Source organism: Streptomyces fragilis, assembly GCF_003112515.1.
Classification (GTDB): Bacteria; Actinomycetota; Actinomycetes; order Streptomycetales; family Streptomycetaceae; genus Streptomyces; species Streptomyces fragilis.
This window is the reverse complement of the sequence record NZ_BEVZ01000002.1, coordinates 923,092-933,233: the sequence shown is the minus strand read 5'-3', so window position 1 is coordinate 933,233 and position 10,142 is coordinate 923,092. Positions and strand designations below refer to the sequence as shown.

General features: G+C 67.1%; 9 protein-coding genes. 6 read left to right on the top strand and 3 right to left on the bottom strand.

The genetic code is table 11. From position 1 onward, the window contains the following. Positions 1–184: 184 nt before the first annotated feature. From Sfr03f_RS06080 to Sfr03f_RS06060, 4 genes are read left to right on the top strand one after another with little or no spacing between them, the layout of a single operon-like run. Complete coding sequence (locus Sfr03f_RS06080) at positions 185–1,888, top strand: KAP family P-loop NTPase fold protein (protein WP_159105556.1); 1,704 nt, start codon at positions 185–187, stop codon at positions 1,886–1,888. Beyond that, positions 1,888–2,727, top strand: coding sequence for a hypothetical protein (locus Sfr03f_RS30155; protein ID WP_159105555.1), 840 nt, complete (start codon positions 1,888–1,890; stop codon positions 2,725–2,727). Before Sfr03f_RS06080 ends, Sfr03f_RS30155 begins: the two co-directional genes overlap by 1 nt. After that, positions 2,724–3,995: a queuosine biosynthesis protein queC gene (locus Sfr03f_RS06065; protein WP_108952639.1), complete on the top strand. Its 1,272-nt coding sequence runs from the start codon at positions 2,724–2,726 to the stop codon at positions 3,993–3,995. The genes Sfr03f_RS30155 and Sfr03f_RS06065 overlap by 4 nt, the downstream gene beginning before the upstream one ends. Beyond that, a complete protein-coding gene (locus tag Sfr03f_RS06060) occupies positions 3,979–4,743 on the top strand; it encodes a TatD family hydrolase (RefSeq protein ID WP_108952638.1) in 765 nt (254 codons plus the stop codon). The genes Sfr03f_RS06065 and Sfr03f_RS06060 overlap by 17 nt, the downstream gene beginning before the upstream one ends. 20 nt (positions 4,744–4,763) lie before the next feature. Here the strand turns inward: Sfr03f_RS06060 and Sfr03f_RS06055 are convergent, their stop codons facing one another. From Sfr03f_RS06055 to Sfr03f_RS30150, 3 genes are all read right to left on the bottom strand, one after another. After that, complete coding sequence (locus Sfr03f_RS06055) at positions 4,764–5,594, bottom strand: pentapeptide repeat-containing protein (protein ID WP_108952637.1); 831 nt, start codon at positions 5,592–5,594, stop codon at positions 4,764–4,766. 73 nt (positions 5,595–5,667) lie between these two features. Continuing rightward, positions 5,668–6,045: an ATP-dependent DNA ligase gene (locus Sfr03f_RS31650; protein ID WP_108952636.1), complete on the bottom strand. Its 378-nt coding sequence runs from the start codon at positions 6,043–6,045 to the stop codon at positions 5,668–5,670. Between the two features lie 2,365 nt (positions 6,046–8,410). Then, the gene (locus Sfr03f_RS30150; protein ID WP_159105554.1) at positions 8,411–8,563 is read right to left on the bottom strand and encodes a hypothetical protein; all 153 of its coding nucleotides are present in this window, start codon (positions 8,561–8,563) and stop codon (positions 8,411–8,413) included. Positions 8,564–8,595: 32 nt separating this feature from the next. On the opposite strand from Sfr03f_RS30150, the gene Sfr03f_RS06040 reads away from it, so the two are divergent. Further along, on the top strand, positions 8,596–9,150 hold the full coding sequence (locus tag Sfr03f_RS06040) for a DUF6879 family protein (RefSeq protein ID WP_108952635.1): 555 nt from the start codon (positions 8,596–8,598) through the stop codon (positions 9,148–9,150). A gap of 206 nt (positions 9,151–9,356) precedes the next feature. After that, positions 9,357–10,139: a class I SAM-dependent methyltransferase gene (locus Sfr03f_RS06035; RefSeq protein ID WP_159105553.1), complete on the top strand. Its 783-nt coding sequence runs from the start codon at positions 9,357–9,359 to the stop codon at positions 10,137–10,139. The last annotated feature ends 3 nt before the right edge of the window (positions 10,140–10,142 follow it).

The following is a 10,142-nucleotide window of genomic DNA, read 5'->3' as shown; positions in this document are numbered from 1 at the left end:
TGAGAGTGCGGAAGCGCTGTGATAGAGATGAGAGAGGTGAAGGGGGTGACCCTGGCCCGAACCGCCGGATGCATGTTCGAGCACCGGGGTTCGTCGCGATGTAACGCTGCTCTGTTTCCCGAAGGAATCACGCCGGCCCAAGAGTCAGGCAGTGAGCGAGTGTACGAGTGCCGGGGGGCGCAAGGTGAGCGAGTTGCAGCTGTGGGACGATAACCCGACAACTGTTGACCTTCTGGGGTTCACCTCGATCGTCGACACTGTGGTGGCGGCACTGCAGTCTCCGTCTCTGGATCCCGTGACCATTGGGATCAACGCTCCCTGGGGTGGGGGGAAATCCACCGTGTTGGGGCTCCTGGAGAGAGAACTGAGCCAGCAGACCGGATACCGTGTCGTCCGTCTCGACCCCTGGGAGTTCGACGACCAGTTCGATGTGCGCGGTGCCGTCATCGGTGAAATCCTGCAGGACCTGCTCACCACCTACGCGGACGGCGAGGGAAAACTCGAGGACTCCGTCAACGACCTCCAGGAGCGCATCAGCTGGTCACGCGTCGCCTCCAGCATGGCCCGCGGCAGGCTGGTGGCTCAGACAGCCGAACTCGTCGAAGCGCTCACCCCTCGGTCCAAGGGAGACGCCAGGAGCCTGGCCGGTTTCCGCAGCGTGTTCGCCGAGCTGCTCCAGGGGCTGACATCGTTGAAGCGGCTGGTTGTCCTGGTGGACGACCTTGACCGGTGTTTGCCAGATGCCGTGATGGCCACCCTGGAGGCAATCAAGCTCTTCCTGTCGGTGGAGAAGGTGGCCTTCGTCCTGGCGGCAGACCAGCAGATGGTGCGGGAGTCCATCGCCGTCAGCCTTGACGCCACCGGCCGCGGCGAGCAATTCGCGGAACGCTATCTGGAAAAGATCGTCCAACTACCGCTGTCGCTACCTCGCATCAGCACGGACGAGGCCGCGGCCTACATCGCCCTCCTGCTGTCCGAACGGCGCTGCCCCCAAGAGGACCACTACACGCAGCTGATCGGACACGCACAACAGCGCCGCGCCCGGGGCCTGTCACCGGTGCTGGCCGACATGCAGGATCTGGCGTGGGAACCCGATGCCGACATCCTGCGGCTGGCCAGCCGGTTCGCCGAAGGTCTATCCACCCACCGCTCGGGCAGCCCCCGCAGCATCAAGCGGTTTCTGAACGCGTTTGCACTACGCACCCGGATCGCCGAGCGGCACGGCATCGACATCGACGCCTCGGTGATCGCCAAGCTCATGCTGTTGGAGGACAGCCACACCAAGGACTTCGAAACCCTCGTCGGCCTTCAGGAGACCCAGCGCAGCGAATTGCTGGAACGCTGGCAGGCTTGGGGACGTGACGAGCAGGGAGTGAAACCGGACGAGGTCAGCGAGATGAGCAAGGAGTGGGCTGCGTCCGACCCCGACCTCGTCAACGCCCCAATCGGCCCCTACCTGAGCCTGGCCGCGGCACTGGTGAGCCTCACCGCCGCAGCCTCCCTGACACAGCAGCAGCTCACCTGGGTGAGCGACCTGGCCAGTGCCTCGGACCCACACCGCAACGACGCCCAGAAAGAGGTCGTGGCCGCCCCCATCGCCGACCAACAGGCAGTGGTTCATGCACTGATCCAGCGGGCACGACGGGAAACAGAGACCGATCCGCTGGTCGAATCTCTCGTCCACATAGCGAAGCACTCCCCCGAGCTGCGGGCGGCCATCGCCGAGGGCCTGTGGGAGGTACGCAAGTACCTCCTGCCCGGAGCCGTCGTCGACCTGGATGCCAGTGACGTCGATGAACTCCGCGCGTTGATCCCCCGGCTGGCACAGGAGACAGACATCGAACCGGCGGTGCGAGAGCACGCGCAGACCACGATGGAGCAGTCCTGATGGGCACCTCTGGCTCCTACGGAGGCAGCGGCACAGCGGACTGGCAGCAGGCCCACGACGCCTTCGACGCGCTGTCCGGCGCAGCATCATCCGGCACCGGACCGGGCGACATACCCGATCCCGTCGAGGGACAGCAACTACTCCTCGACAGTGTTCTAAGCGCTCTGTCCACGGCGCTGCAGAACGACGACGCGGAACACGGGAGGCCCTCGGCCACCGGCTATCCGCTCTCCGCGCTGCTCGTCCCTCCCCGTGGCGGCGGGGGAGGAAGCTCCGGCGGAAGGGCACAAGCCCCCGCAGGCAGAGTCGGCGCAGGATCTCGACGGCAGGTCCTCAAAGGCTCTGCCCGCGGAGCTGCCGCCGTTGCCGGTGCCTATGCCCTGCGCAACGGCGACGCAGCCCGCCTGCGAGAACTGGGCCTCGATCTTGCCGAACTGCGCAGTCTGGGACCACGGGCACAGATCTCCCGTATCCTGCAGGCTGTCCTCGGCGATGCCGGCCACCCCGACGAAGCCGCTCTGAGGAAAGCCGCCACGAGATGGGTCAAGGCTGTGCTCCTCGACTCAGAGCCGCCCGCCCCACAGGAGGGTCTGCGAGGACTGGTCGTCGAATGGATCTACGAGCTGTCCCTGGTCGAACTCGGCTCGCAAAAGGCCCAGGGCAACCTGACCGCGCAGGAAGCGATCCGCAAGCAGCGATGGCTCCGCTCTTGGCTGGAGCGCCGACTCAAGCGCCTGATCATCCCTGATGCACGACGCATGACCGTACAGCAATTCACCACAACAGCAGCCAAGGTGACCGGGGAGGCACTGCGCATGCTGCGCGCACGACGATCATGACCACCGCCATCGAAGTGCTGCCGCACGACGCCCAGCAGCACAACCCCGCCGCCACACCTCTGCGCTGGGCCCGCACACGTGCCGACGGACCCACCACGGACGTCACCGGTACCCTGGGGTGGGACCTGGACCTGATCGGGCCAGCCCCCGTCGCGGCCGCTGACCTGGCTCGCATCGCCACCTCGGCCTATCTCGCCGACCGCACCGCCCGCCGCCCCCTTACGTTCGTACGAACGATCGAGCTCACCGCCCACACGGTGAATCCCGACCCCTGGAACAGCGAATGCGGACAACTCGTCGAAGAACTGTTGCACTGGCTCACCGGTGACGTATGGCTGCTGCGCGCCGTGCCTGCCGCACCCGTCAATCGCACGCTGGCCCCCTTGGCACCGGCCGACGACGTCATGCTCCTGAGCGGCGGCCTCGACTCCCTGTGCGGCGCCGTCGACCACCTGACGGACGGGACCGAGCGGATCCACCTGAGTCACTACGACGGCAGCACTGCGGTGCGCGGTGCGCAGATCAAGGCCACCGCGTGGCTGCAGAACCAGGCCGCGCACCCCTTGCGACACCTCGGCATCAAGATTTGCCAGACCGGCCCGTCCCCGGAGTCCACCTCACGCAGCCGCAGCATGCTGTTCGCAATGCTGGCTGCCGCGATCGCAGCCAGCGCCTCAAGCTCGCAGGTCACGGTCCCCGAGAACGGGTTCACCAGCGTCAACCCCCCGCTCACCGCCGCACGCGGTGGTGCCCTGTCCACCCGGTCCACACATCCCGGGACCTTCGGACGCTTCAATGCCCTCCTGGCCGCCGCAGACATCTCCGTACGGATCGGCAACCCCTACCTTCACTGCACCAAGGGTGAGTTGCTCGCGCGCGCCCACGAACGGACGGGAGACGCGCTGCTCGTCGCGGCCGCCGGCACGCTGTCCTGCGGCAAGCTCGACGGAGCGCGCTACCTCGGCGGCGACGCCAACCTCAACTGCGGCCTCTGCGTCGCCTGCCTGGTACGCCGCGGCTCCTTCACCACCGGCCCTCACCACGACCCCACCGTGTACCTCGTTGACCACTTGCAGGGCGCCGCGCACCAGAGACTACTCATCAACCGCCGCAGAGACGTCCGCGATGTCCAGCAGGCCATCCTCAACGGCATCGCCGACACCGATATCCTCGCTGTCGGCGATCTGCCACCCGACACCGATTTCGACGCCGTCGTGGACCTGTGCCAGCGCGGCCTCCAGGAACTGAGCCGTGTCCCTCTTCCCTGACGAACTGCCCGCACTCGATTGCCATGCTCATATCGCCCCCGACGTGACCGACGCCCAGATCGGCGCGCTCAAGGGCGCCGTCGTACTTGCTGTGACCCGCACGCCAGCGGAGACCGCCCACGCGCTGCGACGCCGAGACACGACTCTCGTCTGGGGCACTGGCGTGCACCCTGCGGTTCCCGCTGCACTCAAGGCTTTCGACCTGCGGCAATTCGCCGCGACCCTGAAAAAGACATGCCTCATCGGGGAGATCGGGCTCGACCGTCGCGGCAGCCTCGACAGGCAGCGGTCCGTGCTCGCCCAGATCCTCGACGCCGCTCGCAACGAGCCGGTCATCCTCTCCCTACACAGCAGCGGTCGTACCGGTCCTCTGATGGACCTGCTCACCAGCCATCCGCATCCGGGCATCATTCTGCACTGGTTCCTGGGAAGTCCCGATGAGCTGAAGCAGGCCATCGACCTTGGCGCCTACTTCTCGGTCAACGCAGCCATGCCAGACTACGCACTTGCTGCGCTCCCTCTGCATCGCCTGCTCCCCGAGACCGACTTCCCCGCAAGCAGACGAGCCACCGGCGCGATCCGCCCCGGAGTCGTCGACCTGCTGGAACAGCGGCTGGCCCAGCTCCACGATTCGACACCCCAACTGATCAGACGCCGCTTCTGGCAGAACCTGCGTGAGCTGACCACCCGGACACAGGTGCTGGACCGCCTGCCGGAAGCCATTGCGGACTGTGCGCTGGAAGCCTGACTTCGTGAGCTCTGCGGACCTCACCCACTCGCGTCGACACGGCTGGTGACCTCACTACAAGCGGCAAGCGCCTCAGGCAGACGGCATAGGCGCAAACAGCCCGCCTGCAGGATCTGCGCTTCACTCAGCCCCCGGGCAGTGGACAGATCAGCCCCGGTGAGGTCCGCACCCGAAAAATCGGCACCCTTGAGCATCGCACCCCGCAGGTTGGCACCAACGAGAAAGGCGTCCTTGAGCGACGCCCCCCGCAGCTGCGCGTCCTCAAGCCCAGCCCCCTTCAGATGCAGGCCAGCCAGGTCCACCGGCATGCGACGGCCAATACGCCAGGGCTGCTTTGCCGTCAGCGCGCGCAGCGCCTCCTGGACATGCTCCTCCGGCCTCTTCGGCAACTGCGCTGCCGCCAGGGTTGTCCTCGCGGCATCCGGTGCATGGCGCCGCACGAACGCATTGAGCACCCGCGCCGCGTGATCGCCCTGATCCGGTGCATCCTGCACAATCTGTTCCATCGCCAAAACACCCCCGATGCGTACGTACGCCTCCTCCGAGGTCAACCGCTCCAGCGCCTTGGTGAAGCGGTCGGTGACCTGACCTCGGCGACTGAGCCGAAAGGTACGCACTGTATAGGTCAAGGCGATGGCGGCCCCAACGGCAGCCACCACCTGAACGACGGCGAGGCGGAACTGACCCACGGCCGCAGCCCGAGCCGAGGCGTCCAGCTGGGACCACTCGCTCCCTGTCACCCAGAACGTCAGATGCCGCGTGAGCGGGGTAAAGACAACAGCCACCACTCCGGCCAGCAATGCCGCGCCGCCCAATGCCAGAACCGTCCACCATGCTTTTCTCCACCACATGCAAAGTTTCTACCGCGCCTAGCCACCACCGCGCACACCGCCGACATCAACTAGCACACTGGTCCTTCAACGATCAGAGCGAGGGTGACGGGCCGTGGGGCGGGCAGCCCGCGAGCTCCAGGACGTCGAACAACGAGATGCGCCGGATGTTCGACCGCTGCCGCCCGGGCGGCACCACGACGGCGACCCCGGGCCTGGAGGGCACTGAAGTCCAGGCGGCCCCGGAGGCAACGACGCACTCTCCGTCGAGAACCATCGTTTCCGGAAGGGCACGAGTGGCTGCGGCTAGATCAGGGAAGGCTGGCGTGAGGTCGCTGCCGTTCCGCGACTGCAGGTGGGCACGACCGGGCCCGGCGAAGACGAGGGCTCGGTAGCCGTCGGCCTTCTGTTCGTACGCCAGACCGCCTAAAGCTGCGTCCCGGGGCAGCCCGTCACCCGCTGCGGCGAGCATCGGCTGGATCGGAGGATCGAGAGGCACATCACAGCTCTACGACGGATGCGCCTCGGGCACACGCCAAGGACCGAGTTCGGCTGATTGACCGACTCGGCACTCATTGTCAGTGTCGCGTGCCATCCTCTCCTCGGGCTTCAGACATGTCGGGAGGAGGCTGGGTGGCGACGGGACGTCCTCGGAAGGATCCGCGCGATCCTGTGATGATCATGCGCGAGGCCGGGCTTGTCCCCTTGGAGCCGTATCCGGGCAGCGGCAGCCCGTGGCGCTGCCGTCATGAAGCGTGCGGAAGAGAAGTGACGCCGCGGCTGACTAACGTTGCCAGAGGCCGCCAGAGTGGCTGCCGGTTCTGCTCGGGAACGGCGCCGATTCCTCCGGAGGAGGCGGTGGCGTTGATGCGCGCGGCCGGTCTGGAACCGCTGGAGCCGTATCCCGGGGCGACGCCCCCGTGGCGCTGCCGTCATGTGGCGTGCGGCCGGGAGGTCAAGCCGCGCTACTCCCACATCAAGCGCGGCGGCGGACCGTGCCGCTGGTGCGTCCCCAACGCGCCGGTCGACCCCCGTCAAGCTGCCGCGCTCATGACCTCGGCGGGTCTGGAACCACTGGAGCCCTACCCCGGCACGGATATCCCCTGGCGGTGCCGCTGCACGACCTGCGGCACGATCGGGACCCCCACTCATGGGTCGGTCAAGCGGGGACAAGGTGGCTGCCGCCCCTGCGGACGCAAGAAAGCTGGGCAGGGCATCAGTCAGGCATGGGCGCGGCGCCGTGAACTGCCGCGCGCTGACGGCGTCCAGGCCATGGAGGTGGCGAAGGGCTTCGGTCTGGACCCGCTGGAACCTTACCCAGGTCCCAGCGAGCCGTGGCGCTGTCGCCACCTCGGGTGCGGTCGGGACGTCCAGATCAAGTTGAGCAATCTCAAGCGCGGTCTGCGGGCCTGTCCGTACTGCGCTCCCTCCCCCGGCGGTCGGCGTCGGTGGCCGGCCGACGAGGCCGAGGCTCTCATGCGCGCCGCAGACCTGGAACCGCTGGAACCGTATCCCGGGGGTCGCGACAAGGCGTGGCGGTGTCGCTGCAACGGCTGCGGTCATGAGACGTCACCGAGGCTGGGCGGCATTCTGGCGGGTCAAGGAGGTTGTCGGCGCTGTGCCGACGCCAGAGCGACAGCGCGCAGAAAGACTGCCCCGGACGTGGCCATCGCTGTCATGCGTAGTGCTGGGCTGGAGCCGCTGGAGCCGTATGCCACCTCGACAACTGCGTGGTGGTGCCGTTGCACGACCTGCGGCAACGAGGTTTCGCCGACGCTCATGAAGGTCCGCTTGGGTGGAGGATGCAGGTTCTGCGCCACTCACGGCATCGACCTTGCAGGGCCGTCGAAGGTCTACGTGATCACCCACCGCGAGTGGAACGCCGTCAAGATCGGGATCGGAGCGTGTACCGGGTACACCTCGCGTCTCATCCAACACGAGCGCCAGGGTTGGCGGCTGCACCAAGCCCGTGAGTACGCGACTGGAGCGGCCGCCTACGACGTTGAGCAGGCAGTGCTGGGTCGCCTCCGTGAAGCTGGGCTCGTTCCCTTCGTCAGAAGCGATGTCATGCCGAACGGGTGGACCGAGACATGCTCCGCCTCCCTCATTACGGCGGCCGATGTCTGGGCCATGGTCGAGGAAGAGACCCGAGCCATTGAGAAACCTTATGTACCTCGAGCGGGCGGCCGGCCCAGTACCTCGGTCCTCATTGACGCGGAAGCCGCAGCCACCGAGATGCGGGCCTGTGGATACGAGCCACTCGTGCCGTATCCAGGTCGCACCAACGCGACCTGGCCGTCGCGCTGCATGATCTGCGGACACCAGGGGCGTCCGACGTTCAACGCCGTCCGCAACGCGGGGCAGCGCTGCCGCGTCTGCCGAGCAAGAGAGACGCAGGCAAAGCGCTCTGCCAAGAACGCGCCGAAGGCGGCCCAGACCATGCGTGCCGCCGGCCTGGAACCGCTGGAGCCGTACCCAGGCAACGCAACACCGTGGCGGTGCCGCTGCACGAAGTGCAGCCGTGAAACCAGCCCCACCTACTCCAACGTCAACAGCGGTTCGAAGGGCTGCCGGTTCTGTGGCCGCAACTCGGCAACCGACGAGGAGGCGTCCGCCGAAGCACGAGCGGCCGGATTCGAACCGTTGGAGCCCTACCCTGGCCGCACCGCCGACCGTTGGCGCTGCCTCTGTTCCTGCGGTAACGAGGTCGCGACGCGCCTTTCCTCAGTCCGGTCGGGAACGACCGGCTGCAAGAAGTGTCCCCGAGCCAGTGGCCGCACCGACCTTGCCTCGGCCGCGGCCGAGGCACGTGCAGCCGGGTTCGAACCGCTGGAGCCCTACCCGGGGAAGACCACCGACAGATGGCGCTGCCGCTGCAGGTGCAGCTTGGACGTCACTCTCACCTTGACCAGCATCAGAAGTGGCCGCAGCGGGTGCGGAACGTGCTCCCGAAGCGCGACCCATTCACCGTCGATTACGGTAACTGTCACTGCTGCTGCAGGCACTTTGAGGGAGGCGTGTGATGCCGCTGAACGCACAGACACTGCACACCGCGACGTTCGCTGAGCTGCTCGCTGATACCCACCGCACGGCGGTTCACCTGGAGATGCGCGATGTCTACGCGGTGGGCGACGAACGGAAGGACTTCGAGTCGTTTCTGCGCACCGGCGTACCGAATCTCGACCCGGCCCGCTCGTTCTGGCCGCAGCGGACGCCGCTCGTGCAGGACGCGGTCACCCGCAGAGTGATGATGCGGCGCGCGCGGATCGTCTCCGAGCCGGTCACCGATTACATCCGCTACGAGCACGCCATCACGCCTCTCAATCTGCAGGCCGGCGAGGACGTGCGGTGGCTGCCACGCCGCCGTGCCTCGGACATCGCGCTGCCCGGCAATGACTTTTGGCTTCTCGACGACCGCGTCGTGCAGTTCCACCACTTCACCGGGACCGGCGACTGGGCACCGGACTGCAGGGAACGTACGGCGGACCCGGCCGCCGTCGCGCTGTGCGCCGCGGCGTTCGAAACGGTGTGGGAGCGTGGCATCCCCCACGAAAAGTACAGCGTGCCAGCTTCCTGAACGCCCGGTGCCCGTTTCTCTGGCCTCCAGCGCGATGTGGGGATGGCACCGCAGCTTTCAGCCGTACGCCTCGCCTTGGTCCGTGCCTGCCAGCCTTACCGTGGACAGGTGGATGGCCGGAACCCGTCGCAGCGATCCGGCCAAGACGCCGGCCGTCGGAGACAATTCGGCTGCAGCGGATGGAAGCGGACGGACAGCATCGGGCCATGGAACTTCCTACGAAGGAACCGAAAATCGGCGATGCCTTCGGGCAGATTCTGACTCAGTGTTGGGCTGCCGGAGCCGCATCATGGTCGGCCGTCGAGATCATCGAGCGGGATGACGGCCGAATCGACGCCCACGACGCCTCCACGTACTTCGCAGAGCCCGAGCGCTGGGCAGCCCTGGAGCAGTGGGCGTGGGAGCGAGCGGCGGCAGGGCGGATCCTGGACGTGGGCTGCGGTGGTGGTCGCCACGCGGTCCCATGGGCCGCTAGAGGGCTGGACGTGATGGGGCTGGACGCGTCTGCGGGCACGGTGAAGGTGATGCGGGACCGCGGCGTGGAGAACGTGGTCGGTTCCGTTCCGGATATGCCGCCAGGACTCGGGGAGTTCGACACCGTGACCCTCTTCGGGAACAACGTCGGCCTGCTGGGCAGCCTCCGGACGGCACCGCGAGTCCTGGAGGCTCTCGCGACGGTGACCAGGTCCGGCGGCCGGCTGATCGGGACGGGGACGGATCCGGGCGGAGACGACAGTGTCCACGCCGCCTACCGCGCCTGGAACGTGGGGCGAGGGCATTCCCCTGGACAGGCACGCATCCGCGTCCGCTCCGCCGATATCGCGACGCCGTGGTTCGACTACTGGTTCCCCACGTCGGAGGAGATTACGGAAGTGATCACGGACTCGACCTGCTGGGCCTTGGAGGAGCTGCACCGCAGCCCGGACGGGCCCGGATACGCCGTGGTTCTGCTGCGTCGTGACCATCAGACCGGTGCCGGTCAATCCTGATCC